The sequence below is a fragment of the Maridesulfovibrio frigidus DSM 17176 genome, from assembly GCF_000711735.1.
GTDB lineage: Bacteria > Desulfobacterota > Desulfovibrionia > Desulfovibrionales > Desulfovibrionaceae > Maridesulfovibrio > Maridesulfovibrio frigidus.
This window is the reverse complement of the sequence record NZ_JONL01000007.1, coordinates 166298-185792: the sequence shown is the minus strand read 5'-3', so window position 1 is coordinate 185792 and position 19495 is coordinate 166298. Positions and strand designations below refer to the sequence as shown.

Genomic DNA, 19495 nt, shown 5'->3' with positions numbered 1-19495 from the left:
CCCGCTTATTGGCCTTTAATCTGACGTTCTACATCACCACATTTGAGCATTGTTTCACCGAAATAGGGATTGCGAATATCTTCATCACTTTGCAGCCACTTAGCGCCTTTGAAGTCAAAAGCCATGGGGCAGAATAATTCATATACAGGGGTGTCGGTTACGATTCCGAGTTTATCTACCGCCTCAGTAAGGCCATAAGATAGCGGCTCCAGACCAACGCGTACTCCGACTATATCTTTAGAGTTACGGATTGCGTCCAGACCGTTGTTCATGTTTTCGATAGATTCAGCCCAAATCGTATGAGGTTCACCAGTGAGTAGTCCTGAATTAACCTTTTTGAGTTCACCTGAAATCATGGCGGCATACTTATGCGCATCTTGCAGATTATCTGCAGCTAGGGAATCAGTAAACGCTGAATAAGCCGTGAAAACTTTACCAAGCTGAATTCTGAACTCTTCAGGGGTATCGAGAACTTTACCTATAGATTCAGCAAGAGCCGAAATGCCGAAGGTCATATCTAGACGCATAAAGTGCTTTGCAGTTTCAGCGGTGATCTTATGAAGTCTTTCTTTGTCCTTGGCTCCGCTTCCGAGAACAGCGTCATTCCTCAGGAGCATGGAATATTCTTTCCACGCGAGTGATACGTCACCTTTAAGGCCTGAGCTATTTATTGCTTCTATGCTCTTAAAGAATTCAGCGTAAAGCTCGCGGCTTTCGCTGACGTTGCCTGATTTCGCGACTTCCTGAAGACGATCAAATGAGTTTTTAAGGTGGACTACTTTTGAAACAAAAATAGGGGGAAGCGAGCTCTTTGGAGTAGCCTCAGTGCCAGCAGTCTGCATCTGACTATGATCAATTGCTTTAATCCCGCTTTCCTGATTCATCATGGAAGGCTTGGCTATAATCTGGACCGCGCTATCGATTTTAAAGTTACCATTTGTAACGACCTGTTCGCCTTCAGCTAGACCATATTTAACGATATAGTAGTCGCCAGCCCTTGGGCCAAGAACAATCTCGCGACCTTCATATACGCCGCTCTTATTGGGCACGGCAATGTAGACAACAGCGCGTTTGCCAGTAATTAGCGGCGCGGAAGCGGGTATTACCAATTGTGCTCCGGCATCGCCTTTTTTAGCTACTTCCGCCAGATTTACAGCGCGGACAAACATGCCCGGCTTGAGCTTCATCTTTTTATTGGGGACTTCAAGTCTAATGCGGATTGTTCTGGTTTTTTCATTAACAACAGGGTCAATATAAACGACCTTGCCTTCGAAATCCTTACCGGGATAAGCTTCAGTTGTGAAACCGACTCGCATTCCCATCTTTATCCAAGGCAGATCCGATTCGTATACTTCCAGAATAACCCATACGCGCGATAAGTCCGCAATGGTGTAAATCGGCATTCCTGTTTTAACATAAACACCCTCTACAACATCCTTTTTAATAACAATTCCGCTCATGGGAGAATAAATAGTGATATGGTCGGAAGCCTTACCATTCTTAACTGTATTTGCAATCTGAGCTTTCGATAGCCCGAGGAGTCTGAGCTTTTCGCGCGTAGCCTGCTCGGTACGTTTTGCGGTGTTCTTAACAATTTGAAGGGAGCTGTCTTTTAGAGCTTCAGCCGCTTTTACCGCTTGAATCAGTTCAGCCTGAGCGGTTAGTAGTTCTGGACTGTATATGGAAGCCATAGCCTGACCTTTGCGGACCGAGCTACCTGTGTAATCAATATATAATTTGTCAATACGCCCGCCGGCCCAAGCTGTGATGGTTCCCATGCGGGTTTCATCGTAGTCTACTTTTCCGACCATCCTTGTTTCAACGCTGACTTTGCGTTTAACAACGGGACTTACAACAATATTAGCTAGTCTACGCGCTTGTTTTGTCAGGCTGATCTGGCGAAGGCTGATAGCTTCATCACCGGAATCACCACCTTTTTCGAGGGGGATAAGGTCCATAAAACATAAAGGACATTTGCCCGGGCTTGGCAATTGAATTTGCGGATGCATGGAGCAGGTCCAAACTACCTCTCCTTCCGCTGTCACTTCTGCTTCAAGTCCATGGTCAGAATGCTCGGCAACAGGGTTTGTATTACCACTATTTGAACCACTCGAAGTCCAGAATCCGGCTCCGAATGCCAGAAGGGCTATTGCTACAACCGACAATATGCCGAGTTTCCCGAATTTAAATTTGGTCATATAAATGTTTCCATATTTTGGAGATTATCAATTTTTGAGATTGTCAGGTTTTGAAAAGTTATTGCTTAGTCGGCATAGATTCAGAAGATTTGAGTGCGGCCTGACCATGGATAGTGCATGGAATTTCCTTACCAACGAGGAATTCAATGGCGGCAACTCTCTTGGCCTGATCTGCCAAGGCCTGATAAAATGCCAGTTGAAATTCGATGAGGGTTCTTTCCGCGTCAATCAGATCCGTGGACGTTGCTGAACCTGACTGAAACGCTTCAATGGAAACAGCCAGAGATTGTTCTGCTTTCGGGGTTAAATTATCGCGGTAGAGGCTGACTTTTCTTAGGGCGTCTTCGTACTTATAAATTTCAAGTTCAAGGTCAGCTAAAAGGCGACGCTCAAGCCCCGATTTTTCGCGGCTGGCAGCCTTCACATTTGATTCAGCTTCAAGGACTTGTGCTTCCTGCTTATCAAACCAGATTGGGAGGTTTATGGACAATCCGGTGATCAATGGATCTGTATTAGCGTTAGTTACGTTGGGCGACCTAGATTCGCCTGTTTGAATATAATCAATTCCGAAGGTGAAATCAGGATAGTAATCTTTTTCGGCCAATTCTACGGATAGCTTTTGCTTATTGATTTTATGTCCCAATGCTTGCAGACGTGGATTGCCGGATTTAAAATCTTTTTTGAACTGTTCCGGGTTAACGTCAATTTTCATTACGGGAATAGAGGATGGCAGCGGTAAACTTTGCCCATCAGGTCTGTTCATAGCGGAAAGTAGTTTTGCGGCTGTCGGTCTTTTGCGCTCTTCAAGCGAGCGGAGCCTGTCTTGAAGTTTACCAAGTTCAACTTGCGTTTTCATCACACCGTCATATGCTCCTGCTCCTGTTGAATATCTGGAACGGGCAACGGATTCTAAGTATTTCATTAAATTTATATTTTCACGCGTGATTCGAATAGCCTGCGCAAGGTAGGCGTAATCATAATACGCTCTTTTAACATCGTAAAAGACTTTTAGCTTTAAAGTATCAAAACCGGATTTTTTAATATCTGCATCGCGAAGGGCTTGTTCACCTTTTATTCCCAGCTTTCCAAACCATGGCAAAGTCTGGCTGAGACCATATTTGAATTCTTGAGGGCCCGTTCTTGTTTCAACAGGCTGAATGAACCATGCAAAATTGAATCTAGGATCAGGGAGGCTCGAAACGGAAGTTTCGCGTTGTAAGGCTGCTTTCCAACTATAAAAAGCGGCATAGAGATCGTTATTGTTGCGGGCAGCTTCAACAAGATATTCTCTTAGTTCTTTAATTCCTTCGCCTGCAGGTTCATAGCTTGCGATTTGCTCCTCTGAACTACTTTCCGCCTGACATTGCATGGGATACAATGCCGAGACAATTGTTAAAAGCAATACTGCTGCGAGTTGGTATCCGAGCTTAAGTTGCATCTGATCTCCTAAAAAATATCTACTTTGATTAAAGCCACTTCTAGCTTAGCAAATACTATTCCAACCTATAGAGGGAGGGAATTATAATCTCTAACATGAACCTTAACTCATATATATAGCTTGGGGCTAGCATTAAAAATCTTATATGTGCACTTTTTTGCACTAATGGCTGTTGATATTGCGTATTATTTTTTTTAATAACTCAAATTTGCACAAGTGTTAATCAAAGTGCCTCTTGCAAAAGACTACCTAATTGGTATAGAATTGAGTCGCGTTCTTCGTTAATTTGGGTGTAAAATGGCTTAAGTGCAGTATTTGGCACATTCAAGGTTTATGAAACATGACATTAATAATGTATTAAATCTTAAGATACTTAAATAATGAGTAAATACATTAGTGGAACATTAAGTGAAGTGTCATGTCTGTCCTCAAATATGTATATCCTTAAAGTTTTAAGTAGAGTAATATTACTTGATCCGAGTTCACCCTTTTTTGTCGTAACTGCGACAAGGCGATTAATGCAGGACACTCTTCTATGAAAATAAGATCCAAGTTGCTGCTTTTGCTCCTTTTGGTATCAATTCTTCCACTTCTAGCCGTTCAATTTAATGGTTTAGATTCTATGCGATTGCTCGCTGATAGTATTGGTGGAGAAGTACGACATGAACTTGTCCAAAAAAGTAGTGTTGAACTTAAAAGGTTAGTTGAAGATCATGCTAGAGTTCTTGAGAAACAACGGAAAATTGTCGAGCTCAATTTGCGGCAGCTTTCTGCGGAGCTATCACTCTGGATTCAGGACAGGGGAGCATATACTCCACCGGAAGTTCTTTTATATTCCGATCCCAAAAACGAGGAGTCTGAAAAGATTCGTTTGGCTAAAAAATATAGCCCTAAATCATGGTCCGGCATGCACCGGAATCTTCGTCTAAATTTTAGAACCTTGCGTTACATGCCCGGACCGGCGTCTTTCGCAGATATTGTTCCTATCGAATATATGTCGTCAGTTCTTCCTCTTTTCAAGAATACGGAAAGAAATAATCCAGAGCTGAATCTCTGGATACGAGCTGAATTTCTTTCTGGAGAATCGCTAAGTTACCCTGCACTATCTTTTGTAGATAAAATGCACTCTGCTGTGAGCACAGTTAACAAAGGCAGTGAAATAAACTGGTCCTCGCCACGCAAAGATGTCGTAACTGGAAAAACCGTGCTTACGGCATCGGTCAGTATCATATCGAAAGACGGTACTAAGCTTGGAGTTCTCTCCACAGACGTTCCACTTGATACATTGCTACATGGTTACAATCACTTAAATGCTTTCTCTCACAATATTTTCTCAGTTTTAGCTAAAGCAAAGACAGATGTAGACGGCAATAAAAAAGTTATGGTGGTTGCTGAAGAACTACCTGCAGGCAATAGGCACTCCATGATGAAAATGAACATGTGGATGCCATCCTTAAATCAGGAGCAATTGACTTCCTCAGGCAGCGCTGAATTTGAGAAATTCCAGACACTTCTTGAACAAGGAAAATCTGGTGTAATGAGCATGCCCTATAAGGATATAGAAAGTATTTGGGCTTTTTCTGCGCCGGATAAACGCGGAGTGGCACTAATTCTTATTCTGCCTCATTCAGATGTGGTTGAACCGGCTCTAAAGGTTGAAGCATCGATCCATACTAGTATTAATGAGCAACTTAAAGGATTGGTTTATATCCTTGTGTGCGTTGTTCTGCTTGTAACACTGTTGGCATTTTTCATGTCGCGCCGTTTTACTGAAAGTATTTTGATTCTTGCAAAAGGAGTCAAGCGGATTTCCACTGGCGATTTTGCTGCCCATGTCGAAGTCAAAACTACTGACGAAGTTGGCGAACTGGCCGACAACTTTAATAAAATGGTACCGAGTTTGCGCGAACATATTGAGATCAAAAGTGCAATTGATGTCGCCATGGAAGTACAGACCAATCTTTTGCCCCAAAAATCACCTGTGATCGATTTATTCGATATTCATGGTGAGAGCAGATATTGTGATGAACTTGGTGGCGACTACTTTGATTACATTAAAACTTATGGTGATAATGACCGTATATGTTTCGCAGTAGGGGATGTAAGTGGACATGGAATTCAGTCTGCAATGCTTATGGGGTCAGCTCGTGGGTATTTGCGGGCAAGAATGATTAATGACGGAGAACTCGGAAAAATTATGACTGACGTAAACCGCTTAATCGCGTCAGATACATACAAAACAGGGCAGTTCATGACCATGATGATGGTTGAACTTGATCCTCATACAAAAAGATTGCGCTGGGTCCGTGCAGGACATGAGCCAGCACTGATATTTGACCCACTTACCGGAGATTTTATTGAACTGGTTGGCGACGGTCTTGCCTTAGGAATAATGGATGAATCCTGTTACTTTGTGAGTCAGTATGATGATTTCGGAGCAGGGCAAATTTTGATTTTAGGAACTGACGGAATCTGGGAAGCATCGAATGAAGACGGTGAATTCTTTGGAAAACAGAGACTTAAGGAGGTTATTGCAATTGGGAAAGATAAACCGGCAGTAGAAATAGTTAACAGTGTCCTTGATGCTGTACAAAGGTTTACTGGTAAAAAGCCTCAAGAAGATGATCTAACAATAGTGGTTATTAAAAGTTATTAACTTTCAACATAAACAACAGTTTTACGGAGTTTAAATTATGAAAAAATTTACTAGCATCGCATTGGCAATGGTTCTTACCCTTATGTTCTCATCCGCAGCTTTCGCAATGGATATGAGTGCGGGACATGGCAGCATGGGGCATGGAGAGAAAGCAATGGTTACCGGTACCGTTCCTGAAGGCGTAGATATGATGGAGAAGGGTCTTACTTCCATGAAGCACGGTATGGACATGATGAAAGACTCCTCTACATCTGCTGACGGTATGTCCATGATGAAAAAAGAAATGATGCCGATGCATAAAGGTATGTCCATGATCGAAAAGGCTGCCGAAGGAACTAAGAACGCTGCTGAAATTAAAACTGCCATGAAGGGCGGTAACATGGGTATGATGAAAATGATGAAAGGTATGGGCGGAATGAAGACTGACGCTGCAACAGGAATGTCCATGATGACTGAAGGCATTGCAGATATGGATAAAGCTATGACCACAGTTAAGGGTCTTATCGGAATGTAATTCTGGTTATCTTTGCAGCTTCCTTTACAGGCTTTATAAAATAAAAAAGGGTTGGTTAACGACAAGTTAACTGACCCTTATTTTTTACTCTTTGTACTAAACAGCTTTAATAATAAAACTCTCACAACAAAACTTTTGGTTGAACGCAAAAAAGACATCTGGTGTCCACACAAACTAATCGATGACGTTGTTCTCCACAAAATCCTTTATGTTGCAGTCTTTCTGTAGCACGTGTTTGATAATCCATGATTCCGTAAACTTTTCAAAAATATCTACGTCAATAGGTCCTTCCGAATATAATTTCACAATCAATATTTCAACTGCATCAGCCATTTTTTTATGTTCTTCTTTATGCTCTTGAAGATTCGGGTATCCAATTTCTTGCATATAGGATTCTTCCGTTGCAAAGTGTTCCTTGGCATACTGTAACAACTCACGGACAAGAGCTATTTGTTTTAAATCTGTACAGTTCTCATCCTTTGCACCTGTATTCATTATTTCAAACATTTTTTTTTGCTGAGCATCAATCTCAGAGTGACCAATACAATATTTATCATCCCACTCTATATGCATGGTTTTAACCTCTCTACTGTTTTACTTCTGCAGAATAACCGATCTTGGACTTAGGTGACAAATAAGATAGTTCCGCAGGATTCAGATCCTTAGGAGAAAGAATCTTATCAATCTTACTATCAATATCTTCTCCAAGAGTTAAAATCATAGCATCATTTTTAGGTACATCGGAATCATATAAAATAACATCAGGAAGCAGCGGGTTTTCCCCAATGGACACAACCAATGCTATTTCTCCTGAATCCAATCTGCAGATCGACCCTGGAGGATATATGCCCAGCATTCTGATAAAATGCCCTAAAACGTTCTCATCAAGCTTTGAAGCCCATTTCCCGTAAATCGTTGCAAGCGCCTGATGAGGAGTTAGGCTCTTTTCAACACGCCTATTATTAATTAAATTGTCATAAATATCTATAATTGAGACTATTTTAGGTAACAAACTGACTTTATCAAAAGTTATCTGTAAAGGGTATCCTGTACCATCTCTGCGCACATGATGATGATAAATAATTTTCATTACGTCTCGATCTACAGATTTCATTCCAGATAGCAACCCTACGCCGAAAAGCGGGTGCATCTGAATAATTTTAACCTCTGATTTAGTGAAAGTACCTTGTTTTAAGAGTATTTTTTTGGGTATTTTAGATTTTCCAAGATCATGCATTAACGCACCAAAAGCCAAAGATTTCATTTCACTTTCACTAATTCCAAGTTGCTTGCCGAGCATGCAGGATAAAATAGAAACATTTAGTGAATGATAATATAACCCCTCTTCTTCTGCTGAAAAGTTTATTAAATTCAGTGTAGCTTGTACATCGGCACTAAAAATGATCGCAAGTTCATGAGACATTTGCTGAGCCTTTTCACTATAACAAGTAGTCCCACTCAAAATTCCCTGCATGATTTCATCCGCTTTGAGCGCCGAAGCATAAAATTTTTTTTCGGTTTCAACAAAATTTTCTTTACGCTTTTTAAGAGCTGAGGCTTTCTTTTTCTTTATTTCTTTTGCGTCTTTTTTCGGGGCGGATTTAGTTATTAAGGTGTCAATAACTAGAGGTTCTGTGCTGCTCTTTGCTGGGTCGTAATAAACATAATCACAGCCGATTCCTAGAATATCTGCAATTTCGCTCTTTTCCTTAAGCAAAAATTTAGACCGTAAAAAAGAGTGATCGAACCACGATACATCTTTTAGATGTATATACATGCCTAGCTGAACCCTTTTAACTGAAATTTTTTTAAGCATAGCTATCCTCACCCAAAACAACACTTTCCTTGATGAGTATTGGTTCAGTTACATCTAATATGTTTTGAGCATGCATGTGGATGTAGTCGATATTCTTATCTGATAAAATTTGGCCTGTTTTTATTAACAGGAGGTTTTTTCCCTTTACAGTCACGTACAAATCTTGCGCCATGATCATTTCAGATTGTAAACCCAGAGGGAAAACTTCACGCAAATAAAAAGTAGCTTCTTCACCTTGTGAAGATATTAAGCCCTGCAAAATCTCATTATCATACCAACCGTTTCGCCTGCTTAAAATAAAAACAGCTTCACCAGTACTTTTACCTTTTTCAATTAAGTAGTGAAAATCAAATAGGACTTTAAAAATTCTAGATAAATATGGTAAAAATTCTCCTGCGACATCATCTTTAGGGAACCCTTTTCCATTATATCTTTTGTTCGTATACATCATTATTTTAAGGGGCAATGGATCACAGTTGGGATCATTTGACAATGTAACGTCTTTTATTTTTGTTAACTGCTCATGGAGAAGGGCATATGAATCTTTTTTACTTTGAGAACCACACAGCATATCTTGAATAAGTTCAGAGCTAAGATTCGTAATAGCTAAAATGTAGTATGCCAAAACATCTTTAGCAAAAGAGGTATCAATATGAATATATTTTTCAATCAAATCAATATTTGTACAAATTCTATCGAATGCTCTAAAAACAACTGGAATTTTTGCACCGTAACCCTCTATTATACCACCGATCAAATGTTTGCTAATTGGAACACTAGTCTTATCGTGACAAGTACCTCCTTTCAAAAGACTTAAAAGAGATGCCTTGCTGCATGGTTTAACAATTATTTTATTAGCAAGTCCTTTGTCATTTATCTCTCGCCTTAATTTATCCTCTAGGAAAGAAATTATCAAAACGCGTTTGATATCGCCAAATTTTTCTTTTATTTTTTCTAAGACTTCGCGCACGTCCAAATAATTATTACATTCGATAATTATAACTGATGGAGGAGTGTTACTAGATAAGATTAATAAATTTACTAAATCTATGCTGGAAGCAACGACATTACAAATCGGACTGCATAACTTAACAATTGATGAAATAATATTCATATTCTCTGAGACAACAAATAAATTTTTATTCATAATATTTCACCATACAACTAAATACTCTACAAGATTACACAACAATTCAGCACAACAACATATGGTAATACCATCTAACAGACGCTGTTTAAATCGCGATTTTTATACACAAATAATCTTCAACATATTTCGGCAATAAGGACATTTATCTGGCAATATATAAAATAATCTACGATGTGATTAATATTTCCAATCTTAGCTTATTATAATGTCTGTAAAATATATTATGTCAAAGATTGAATGTTACATAGCGTAAAGATAATGCAATTACCTTATTATTATTATACCTCATCTAAGATCTTTGCTAGCACAAAGTTAATATTAAACACTCAGAAGTGCGAGAAGGCGCGTGCAGTAGTTTTATTAGCTGGTTTTGGTAGAGAATTGAACGGCTGAAAAGATTAAGCATGTTTGTAGGTCAGTGCTGTTGTGGGACTGAACTTTTGTTTTGAGAAGTAGAATACCTCTAGATATGAATCTCAAGGAGTAATGTAGAGGATCTTAAGTCGTTAATAAAAGTGGCTGCACCGCACCTAAGCTGGGCCATTGAGTTGAATGGATGTGTGGTGCTAGAACGGGAAATTCGGAACTGTTGTCGTTGCAATGGTTGGATCACAACTATGAAAACTCTACATTGCATATCAGAGGGACAAAAACGGCAACGTCAAACCGTTTGATTCCGCTCAACCTGACTGACAATAATAAGTTAAAAGTAAAGAGAGAGCTAAATCCCTCATCTCAATTTATAATTGAATATCTTAACAAGCCGCTGAAAAAAATAAGACGAAGTTTTAAGACTGCTGTAGAAAAAGCTGGAATTACTTACCCGGTACGGATGTATGACATAAGACACTTGTGGGCGACAGAGATGCTCAGAAATGGGGCAGACCTTGCTGCTGTATCAGCAATGCTTGGACATTCAAGCATTAGCACAACTCAGCAAAAATATTACCATCTTATGCAAGGTGAGAAAGCTAAAGCTGTTAATTTGAAGCCAACGTTGTGATCGTTCCTTTGTTTGGTGTAGATCCGAAATGATGGCTCGTTTTATGTGTCATTCTGCATCTACTTTATCCTCATTTATATTTATCATGCATAGCAACGGTGTCATCCTGCTATAGTTAGTGCTTAAGCCGTAAAGAGCTATTCAAAATATAAATAAAACTACCCATGCAAAAACAATCTAAAACAACGCTTATTGGTGACCCAAAATAACTATTTGATGAGTAAAAATATCCCAAAATTGTATACTGCAAGGTTAATCCCAAAACGAGCATGATAACACCGATAATTATTCCTTCATCATTTATTTTTCGAACCATCTTTTTTTTATAAATAAAATATAAAATAATCGCTGATATAGCGACCCATAAAAATGATTTTGCAACATCTTGAATAATTGTAATGCCATCAAAATAAAATTTGATAAACACAAAGGCAAATAATGATTCAACAATAAAAAGGGATGAGAAAGTGATAAATGTCACCCTTAGCAACCCCCTAAAAGTAAACATACTTTTCAAATAAGACATGAAAGATCGATGAGCGCTAGAGAGCAAGAAGGGAGAAATAGTAACACAGAAAAACAAGAGGAATAGCGAGCGTCTACCAATCAAAATCCCCATGATATATACACTTATAGCGACCATCATCCAAACGAACCATTGATCTTTATAAAATAAGTAATATTCTTTCAGCATAAATGATCCTTATCCGTGATTAGTCTAAGCTACGGGAGAAGCCTCCCGTAGCTTAGTACCTTTTTCACATTATTTTTTTTTACTATTCTTCAAATCAGACCTTGTTGGCCTACGTTCTCTCTTTCCGAACCTGCCTTCTTGTATTTTTTCAATATTTTTATCAATAGTATTTTTACCTTCTTCGGCTTGCTTTTTTTTCTTGTTTTCTTTGCTCTTTTCTTTTTGTTTTCTCAGGTCGGTTCTAAGCGGAACATCTTCCTTTTCTCCAAATCTTCCTTCTTGCAATTTCTTAATATTTTCACCAACATCTTGATTATTAAGTGTATCCACAACGAAATCAAGGGCTGCACCTTCCAATGAAGGTCTACTTGGATCTAAGGCATTAATTACAGTAGGTGCGTATTGAGCTATTCTTGGCACATAGCCCATCAAACCATCCCGATCCACAAAATTATTCGGATCATCCCAGCAGTAGCCATAAACATCCACATCTCCGCCCGCAAACCCAATTGGGTCGGGAGTGGTGAAGCGTCCAATTTCAGGGTCATACTCACGGTATCCAAAATGAACTAGGCCAGTATCTTTATCGAGAAGTCCCGCTGCGAAACCTAGAGGGATATCAATAGCTCCATTAGTATCGACTATGAGATTACCAAACGAATCAGATATAATTTGCTCTACCTTATTTCCATTCCCATCCGCAACCATATAGATGGAGCCGACCTGATCAGATGCGAAATAATACATCTTGTCGTTGTATATCATAGCAACTGGATCGCCTTCATCATCGTAGGCGAAGGCTTTCACGTTTTGGGCCGCACCATCAGCGACAGCTTCAAGTGTTGTAAAGTCCTTCCATAGATACTTTTCGGTAACCGTTCCATTAACGGATTTGGCTATACGCATACCTTCGGAATCGAAATGATATTCAACAATACGACCGTTAGGTAGTTGTGCTTTGTGAAGCGCACCGTTTGGCAGATACGAATATTTTGTGATCTGCCCATTGTCCTGCTTCAAAACAAGCCGACCTTTGGCGTCGTAAGAATACTTAACCTCGCCAGCCTGAACAAGTTTCAGACTTTTATCGTAAACATACTGGCACTTACCAAAACTTACCGTGTCAGCGAAAAGCCGCTCGCCAAACTTGCCGTATTCGTACGACTCAATGACATTACCGTCGTTAAAAACCCTGCTGAGCCTTCCACCCTCATCGTAGTCATATTGAACATGATGATAAATGGTTCCGAGGTGGAGTAGCTTTTCGACAATTCTACCATCACCGTCACGCGCAGTTGTGAGTGTCGAGTAGGGGGCTTGCATTTCCGCTACAGCAAAAGGAGTCACCTTAATGTTTTCATCCGACTTAGAACTGACACCATCACGCTCAAATTCATCGTGTAAATCAGCGCCTGTTCCTGTTGTAGGGGAGCTAGAGCCAGTCCGCATAGCTTCCGATAAAAGATCCTTGCCATAGCTGGTCTTAGCTAAATCCTGAGCCAGTTTAAGGTCTGGGTTCTCTTGTACAAACTGCGCACGAGCCATTCGCTCAATGCGATTATACTTTTCCTTCTGATTCTTAGATTCATGCTGTTTCATATCCCAACGCCGTTTAACATCAGGTTTCATCATGGAAGGGTACATTTTATCTGATTATCTGAAGAGGTAAATTCCGAAAAATCAGTCTCAGCCATATGCAACCTTTCACCTGTAGAGCGAGAAACAACTTCCCACATATTATCAAGTTGCATTTCTGGTGGTTCGCTTGTGCCATACATTCTTACTGATGGGTTTAAATCTTGCCATCTTTTCTTCTGCAAAATAAAATTGCTCTGGGTACTCATAAAAAAATCCTCTTATTAAGGTTAACAAATAAATTCTCTCAGGATCATCGATTCTGAAAGAATTCACCACGTCCAATAAGAATAGGATAAGTTATATAGGCGACAGAGGATGGCAGACAGTGACGCGTGGAGATGTATTTTTAATTTCGCACAGGCATGAATCTAGTTGAAGCGGTAATTTAACAGGAGGTACACACCCACCGTAAATTCTTCATTATGGTTTCAATGTATACCAAAGTGTATACCAAAGTGTAGACCACGCAAAAAAGGGTTGGTTAACTTAACGTTAACCAACCCATATTCTTTACTCTTTTGGTCGGGATGAGAAGATTCGAACTTCCGGCCCCTTGAACCCCATCCAAGTGCGCTACCAAGCTGCGCTACATCCCGACTCGAGTGAAAGTTGAAATATTCCCATTTTTGCTCACTGTCAACTTAAAAATAATTTTTGATGAAATATTATTAAATCAGGGTGGATGAGAGATTTTTGAACTAGAAGATGCTCGGCTTCTTTTTTTGCTCTCCGGTCTACAGTCTGTCCCCCATCAGCTTGTAATACTGAAAAAAGTCTCGACAATAGTAGAGACGGGGACAGACCTTGAATCTTACGATTCATAGTCCGGCGATTTTGTTTAGCAGTATATCCGCTTGGCTTGTTTCTCGTTAGTATAGATGCGTGATTGATTACGACGCGGATCCGAGAACTGCTTGATCTGAATTAGGATAGTGATTTTTGAAATGAGGGCAGATGCTTAAACTTGTTCGTTTTCATCTTTCGATTCTAGAGAATCGTTTTTTTCCTGATCATTCAAAGATTTGACCATGGCGTCAATGTTTTTGCTGACGGAACGATACTTAAAAAGGTCGTTCTTTTCCATTTTCGTAAAAGCGTCTGCTTTTTCTACAATTCCTGTGTCTTTACTCATAAAAACCTCCATTACGTTTTGGCGTTAGCTACTTTCGTTTTTGAGATTTTCTAGCCTGAATCAACAAGAGCACTATACACTAAATTTAGATCTTGTCTAGACCCTAATGTGTTTCAAAATTTGATCGGGTTAGCTTTATGTGGAATTATGGTTTTAGATAATGAAATGAAAGTGTAATTGGCTGGCTGTAGAATGTTATGTATTTCACAAGCTCAAATAGTGATTGTTTTGCTTGGGTAAAACCATGTTGTAATTCAAATAGCATGATTTTGCGCAGTTTTTATGTTGTATAATAATGTTGCAGTCTATTTTGCATTAAATGCATCAATAGTTATATTAAATATTACAAGTTTTAGATTAATTCCTTTGAATTGTATGTTGGCGCTCGATGCAGTTTTGAGAAAAAACTGCCCATCTTAACGAGTTTGTGTTAGATGGTAAGCAGTTGTTAACTGTTGATTTCTTGATTGTGAACTTTGATATTTTTGGTTATTAAGTTTTATCGCAATCTTTCACACGCTCAACACTGGAGGAAGCAGTGGGTAATCCTAAAGAGTTCATTTTATATAGCGGCGGCGCTCCCGGTACTGAAACCGAATTTGGAGTTAACGCTGAAAAATACGGTCTTCAGGAAGTTAATTTCAGCTTCGAAGGACATCAAGTCACGCGTACCCGAGGCTTGCGGGTTCTTACTGAAAAAGAACTTGAGAGCAAGGATGTCAGTTTAACATACGTATCTAAACTGATGAGCCGCACTTTTACTCGGGCGCCTATTTTTCGTAAGGTTCTTCAGAGCATATGTTGGCAAGTTAATAGCGGTCATGAAATTTTCATTATTGGAACCATCCTCGAAGATGGCACGGTAAAAGGTGGAACAGGGTGGGGTGCTGAGTTTGCAAAAATATGCAACAAGCCGCTGTTTGTTTTTTCTCAGGACAAAGAGTGTTGGTATACCTGGCAAAAGGAAAAATGGGCCGAATGCGACGCTCCTAAAATTACTCACAGGCATTTCACTGCCACAGGCACTCGTTTTCTTGAAGAGGCCGGTAAGAAAGCAATTGAGAAACTATTTGTAGATAGTTTTTAACACTACATATTGTATATGCATTTAAAAACCCTTGCTGTGGTGTGGTCTGTCCCCCGTCAAGCAGACAGGTGATAAAATCCCCATAAAGATGTTTTAAGCGGCCAGTTTTATCCGGAATTCCACCGGGGAAAACTGGCCGATTCTTTTTTTGAAATAGTTCAGTTGTAACATAAGGTCACTCTTCCTTTGCCTACCTGACAGGGCATACCAAATTTCAATTAGTTGCGGGGGCTTATTTTGTTTTTAGACAAAATATGAATAAAAAAAGAATCCCAAGTTTACTAAATTAATGATATGTGAATAGTTACTATTTGAGATTGCAGCTTAACAAACTATTTTGTGCGAAGCGTATTAACGAAATTTCTAACGTGATAAAATAACATAGTTTATGATGTGAGGGGAACCTTACTCAAGGAGAGTTGAATGATGAGAAATTACAGGTGCAATAGTCTTTTACCTCGGTTAACTTTAGCTTTTGCCGCATTGTTTGTTTTTATGGGGTTAGTGCTTCAGCCTGTTCCAGCATTTTCCCGGACCATTAAAACAATGGTTGTGCCGGACAGAGCGCAGTCTAATATGCAGCCTGCGATTTTTTATTCATTCAAAACATCTGCTCACAGGTCTAAGGTAGAAAAAGGTTTGGAAATGAAATTTCGTATTTTTAATCCTTACCTGACAAGTGAACCTACTGGTATTCAGAAAGAAATACTTAAATACCTAGAAGCTGGTAGAGCTTCAGTTGTAGAAAAGAAAAAAAATATCAAAGATGGTGAGAAGCTATTTGAACTGATCATGGCTGACATTAAATCTAATCCAGATTCTCCTCTTGCAAAAGCTCACGAGGCAATTGGTACGTTGATGATGGATTATAAACTGTTAATCATTGAATCGACTGGATTAACCGTCCTTCATCCAATTTTTTACAATCCGGAAGTGAAAGAGCTAGAAGTAGGCTATGCAACAGCGAATGATGTGAATGATACTTTGTATGGACTTTTCTTCCTCGATGCAGCTTTTAATCAGGGAAAGCCTGTTTTCGGAACTTGTCATGGAGCACAGCTTGGATATTTGTATGCAGGTGGCGGGCTGATCAGACTTTTCCCTCCTGTGAAAGAATGGAAGGTTAAACCACTTTATGCTCGCAAAAATCCTTACGGAGCGCCCACTGAAATATGGGCAATCGATCAGATGCTGAATGCGCGAGATCAGAAGGACCGAGCAGACTATGGTATGCTTAAGTATCCCTTGCCTGAAATGTTCGGCAAAGGCGGAGTTGTTGGTCAAGCATATGTGAATAAGGATTTGAATCATACTCTAGGTATGACTGAACCCGTTCCGACAATAGATAATTTTGAGGTACTCTCATTTCATCCACTTAGCTTGAAGAAAGGGCAGGTTGATAAATACGAAATCAAAGGTAATGTTCCGGGATATCCGCAAGTACAAGACGCTAATCGTGAAGCATTCAACAAGGCTTTACGTAGAGGCGTTATTGTTGATCTCTTTAAGTACAAGACTCTCTTAGGTTTTCAATACCATCCACAGTACACATATGACAGCTTGCAGACTTCGGCTGTATTTGATTACTTAGTGGAGAAGGCTGCGGCGGTTAAATAGTAGATTAAGCTTTAACAATTTGTCTTTCGATATTGGGCCAGTCTCTTTTGAGGCTGGCCCTTTTTGTTAACAACTAATTAAGAGTCTTTCATTGCGGATATAAGCTTTTCGCCAGCTAGTTCTATGTGTGAACACATTGCGGTTTGAGCTGCTTTTTCGTCGTGAGATTCTATTGCGTTCAAAATAATTTCATGCTCTTCAGCTACTTGTTCAAAGCCCCAGTCGTACTTAGCCTTTTGTTCCATCCATAAACGCACTGGCTGACGCATTTCAGAAAAAAATCTTATTAACACTGTATTATGGCAGGCTTTCACTACCGCTGAATGAAATGCTAAATCTGCGGTGATCATTTTTTGTCCGCTTTTTTTTGCCTGCAAAAATTTCTTGTGCTCTTTTTTTATGTCTTCGATATCATCTAAGGTTGCCCGCTTAGCGGCAAATTTTGCAATAGATTGTTCTAGTTCTAATCTGGCTTCCATCAAATCATTAATTTTATCATGCCCAATTGTGAGGAGAGATAAACCAATTGATTTTGGCTCAACGTTACTGGCCCAATCCGTGACGCGAGTTCCATCTCCAGGACGAACAGAAAGCACACCTATCAATTCGAGTGCGCCCACGGCTTCGCGGATAGAGCTCCTTCCAACTCCAAACTGCTCCATCAGTACCGGCTCAGGAGGGAGCTTTTCCCCTGGTTTCAAATCACCACCAGCAATCATTGAAATTAACATTTCAACAACCTGATCACTTAGACGTTTGCGTTGGACCTTGAGAGAATTCTTTTTCATAGTTTTCGACCTTAAGAGAATTCTGGCATATATTCAAGAATCTGTTTTTGGTTGACAAAATAATTATTTGAAAGTTACAACTAGTTTAAACATCAGACGTTAAGATGTTTGTTTTTGCATAAATAGCTGTTTTTAAAGCTAATAACAATAAAATAAGGATGGTATTATTATGGAATACAATAATTATGGTTCTAAAATTCTCGTGAGATTAGATCCGGGCGAAGAAATTATTGCATGCTTAAGTGATATTTGTCGCAAGGAAAATATTGAACTCGGCTGTGTTTCTGGAATCGGAGCTATTAACAAAGCTACTGTTGGATTGTTTAATCCTGAAACAAAGAAATATTTTTCAACGACTCTGGAGAAATATTTCGAAATTACGAGTCTGACTGGCAATATCTCGAGAATGAACGGAGATGTATATTTGCACTTACACGCAACTCTGAGTGACATAGATTACAACGCATTTGGCGGACATCTAAATGCAGCAACAGTTAGCGCAACCGCTGAGATTTGGATTGATGTAGTTTCGGGCGCAGTCGGTAGAGAATTTAGTGAAGAGATTGGTTTGAATCTGCTGAAATATTAATAGAGGTAAGGTGAGGGATTGAAATCGTGCCATCATGTATTGCGAACATGATGGCACGATGGTAAAAACAGGTATATTTTTACTGTTTTGCGTATTTAGCCTTGACCGCTTCGAATGCATCTTTGCCATCAATAGTTTTGACGTTCTTGAGCCAGCCTTTGACTTGGTCGAGATTGGCGGAGATCCATTTGGATGCTACTTGGTCGGCGGGATTATTTTTGTAACTATACTCGCTAATCCATTCACTTTGGGTTTGGGATGTGATGGAAAAGTTTTCGAGCAGTTTCTGAATTTCTGGGTAATCAGCGGCGAAGCCTCCGCGGGTAACGGTATAGACGCTACTACCAGAGATCATGGCTTCGCTTCCGGGAATACCTTTAAGGAAATGGATATCCATTTCAACATCCATCCAGTGCGGTTTCCAGCAACCGAAAACAACCCAGTCGCCTTTATTGATACGGCTGGTGACTCCGGCGAGCATTACTGAGGTGGCAGTTCCCACGTGTTCCCAGTCACCTAGTTGACCTACATTATCCTTGAGAATTGATTCCATGGCGGTGTGCATACCTGTGCCAGCTTCGATATTGTATATAGTCTTACCAAATTTTTCTGGGTATTTGTGTACATCATCCAAGGATTTTATTCCGCCCTCGTATGCTGCGTCGGACACACATACGCCAATTAGAGCATCGCTGAGATTGGAGCGAACCTTAACGACTTTTCCTGCCTTGACTTGTGGGTCGAGCATGGGGTCCTGCTGCGGGGTCCAGCCGCCGAGAAATATATCCATGTCATTAAAACCCATGCTTTTGTAAATAACTGGAGGGCCTACTTCGATCAGTTCACTTTGGTAGCCCATGGCTGAAATTATCTGGGCGACTATGTGTGTCTTTGGGGTCACACCGGGCCATAACGGAGCACCGAATTTAATTTTCTCTGCTGCACTTGCACTTGTAGGGATAGTTAAAACAAGTACAAGTAATACGAAAAGCCTGATTAAGCAGGTCTTCATTTGATACTCCATGAGTCTGAGATGAGTTAAAAAATTGAATTGAAAACAAAAACTAACAATGGATTTACTAATCCAGATTATAATCTATAGTCATGATTATGAAAAAGATCAAATTTGATTTTAAATTAAGTTTTATTTCTATAAAAAATACATTTTTGTGCTT

17 protein-coding genes and 1 tRNA gene are annotated in these 19495 nt (G+C 39.7%); 6 read left to right on the top strand and 12 right to left on the bottom strand.

What is annotated here, in order from left to right:
• Window positions 1-5 precede the first annotated feature (5 nt).
• Both BR06_RS0114420 and BR06_RS0114415 read right to left on the bottom strand, forming a co-directional pair.
• Window positions 6-2198: an efflux RND transporter periplasmic adaptor subunit gene (locus BR06_RS0114420; RefSeq protein ID WP_031484265.1), complete on the bottom strand. Its 2193-nt coding sequence runs from the start codon at window positions 2196-2198 to the stop codon at window positions 6-8.
• A gap of 58 nt (window positions 2199-2256) precedes the next feature.
• Window positions 2257-3636, bottom strand: a complete 1380-nt coding sequence (locus BR06_RS0114415) for a TolC family protein (protein WP_031484263.1) — start codon at window positions 3634-3636, stop codon at window positions 2257-2259.
• 535 nt (window positions 3637-4171) lie between these two features.
• Between BR06_RS0114415 and BR06_RS0114410 the strand changes: the two genes are divergently transcribed.
• Window positions 4172-6292, top strand: a complete 2121-nt coding sequence (locus tag BR06_RS0114410) for a SpoIIE family protein phosphatase (protein ID WP_031484261.1) — start codon at window positions 4172-4174, stop codon at window positions 6290-6292.
• 37 nt (window positions 6293-6329) lie between these two features.
• On the top strand, window positions 6330-6806 hold the full coding sequence (locus BR06_RS0114405) for a hypothetical protein (RefSeq protein ID WP_031484259.1): 477 nt from the start codon (window positions 6330-6332) through the stop codon (window positions 6804-6806).
• A gap of 174 nt (window positions 6807-6980) precedes the next feature.
• On the opposite strand, the gene BR06_RS19855 is transcribed toward BR06_RS0114405, so the two are convergent.
• From BR06_RS19855 to BR06_RS0114390, 3 genes are read right to left on the bottom strand one after another with little or no spacing between them, the layout of a single operon-like run.
• Window positions 6981-7379, bottom strand: a complete 399-nt coding sequence (locus BR06_RS19855) for a bacteriohemerythrin (protein ID WP_031484257.1) — start codon at window positions 7377-7379, stop codon at window positions 6981-6983.
• 13 nt (window positions 7380-7392) lie between these two features.
• Complete coding sequence (locus BR06_RS0114395) at window positions 7393-8622, bottom strand: HD-GYP domain-containing protein (protein ID WP_031484256.1); 1230 nt, start codon at window positions 8620-8622, stop codon at window positions 7393-7395.
• Entirely contained in the window at window positions 8615-9769 is a 1155-nt protein-coding gene (locus tag BR06_RS0114390; RefSeq protein ID WP_031484254.1) for an HD domain-containing phosphohydrolase, read from the bottom strand. The genes BR06_RS0114395 and BR06_RS0114390 overlap by 8 nt, the downstream gene beginning before the upstream one ends.
• Window positions 9770-10361: 592 nt before the next feature.
• Here BR06_RS0114390 and BR06_RS19340 point away from each other — a divergent pair.
• Window positions 10362-10775, top strand: coding sequence for a tyrosine-type recombinase/integrase (locus tag BR06_RS19340; protein WP_169738250.1), 414 nt, complete (start codon window positions 10362-10364; stop codon window positions 10773-10775).
• A 115-nt stretch (window positions 10776-10890) separates the two neighbouring features.
• Here the strand turns inward: BR06_RS19340 and BR06_RS0114380 are convergent, their stop codons facing one another.
• The 5 genes from BR06_RS0114380 to BR06_RS20560 all read right to left on the bottom strand — a co-directional run bounded on the left by BR06_RS0114380 (window position 10891) and on the right by BR06_RS20560 (window position 14239).
• On the bottom strand, window positions 10891-11469 hold the full coding sequence (locus tag BR06_RS0114380) for a hypothetical protein (protein ID WP_031484252.1): 579 nt from the start codon (window positions 11467-11469) through the stop codon (window positions 10891-10893).
• Window positions 11470-11538: 69 nt separating this feature from the next.
• Window positions 11539-13068 carry an RHS repeat domain-containing protein gene (locus tag BR06_RS19850; protein ID WP_169738249.1) on the bottom strand — a complete coding sequence of 510 codons (1530 nt, stop codon included), beginning with the start codon at window positions 13066-13068 and terminating at the stop codon, window positions 11539-11541.
• Between the two features lie 29 nt (window positions 13069-13097).
• Entirely contained in the window at window positions 13098-13313 is a 216-nt protein-coding gene (locus BR06_RS0114370) for a hypothetical protein (protein ID WP_031484249.1), read from the bottom strand.
• A 313-nt stretch (window positions 13314-13626) separates the two neighbouring features.
• Window positions 13627-13703 (bottom strand) — tRNA-Pro (locus tag BR06_RS0114365).
• A 362-nt stretch (window positions 13704-14065) separates the two neighbouring features.
• On the bottom strand, window positions 14066-14239 hold the full coding sequence (locus BR06_RS20560) for a hypothetical protein (RefSeq protein WP_169738248.1): 174 nt from the start codon (window positions 14237-14239) through the stop codon (window positions 14066-14068).
• A gap of 538 nt (window positions 14240-14777) precedes the next feature.
• Here BR06_RS20560 and BR06_RS0114355 point away from each other — a divergent pair.
• Both BR06_RS0114355 and BR06_RS0114350 read left to right on the top strand, forming a co-directional pair.
• Entirely contained in the window at window positions 14778-15326 is a 549-nt protein-coding gene (locus BR06_RS0114355) for a hypothetical protein (RefSeq protein ID WP_031484247.1), read from the top strand.
• Between the two features lie 423 nt (window positions 15327-15749).
• On the top strand, window positions 15750-16943 hold the full coding sequence (locus tag BR06_RS0114350) for a type 1 glutamine amidotransferase family protein (protein ID WP_031484245.1): 1194 nt from the start codon (window positions 15750-15752) through the stop codon (window positions 16941-16943).
• A 77-nt stretch (window positions 16944-17020) separates the two neighbouring features.
• Here the strand turns inward: BR06_RS0114350 and BR06_RS0114345 are convergent, their stop codons facing one another.
• On the bottom strand, window positions 17021-17731 hold the full coding sequence (locus BR06_RS0114345) for a FadR/GntR family transcriptional regulator (protein ID WP_031484243.1): 711 nt from the start codon (window positions 17729-17731) through the stop codon (window positions 17021-17023).
• Between the two features lie 169 nt (window positions 17732-17900).
• Between BR06_RS0114345 and BR06_RS0114340 the strand changes: the two genes are divergently transcribed.
• Window positions 17901-18320 (top strand): PPC domain-containing DNA-binding protein, encoded by a 420-nt coding sequence (locus tag BR06_RS0114340; protein WP_031484239.1) that lies wholly within the window; start codon window positions 17901-17903, stop codon window positions 18318-18320.
• A gap of 79 nt (window positions 18321-18399) precedes the next feature.
• Here the strand turns inward: BR06_RS0114340 and BR06_RS0114335 are convergent, their stop codons facing one another.
• Window positions 18400-19332 (bottom strand): glycine betaine ABC transporter substrate-binding protein, encoded by a 933-nt coding sequence (locus tag BR06_RS0114335; RefSeq protein ID WP_031484237.1) that lies wholly within the window; start codon window positions 19330-19332, stop codon window positions 18400-18402.
• Between the last annotated feature and the right edge of the window lie 163 nt (window positions 19333-19495).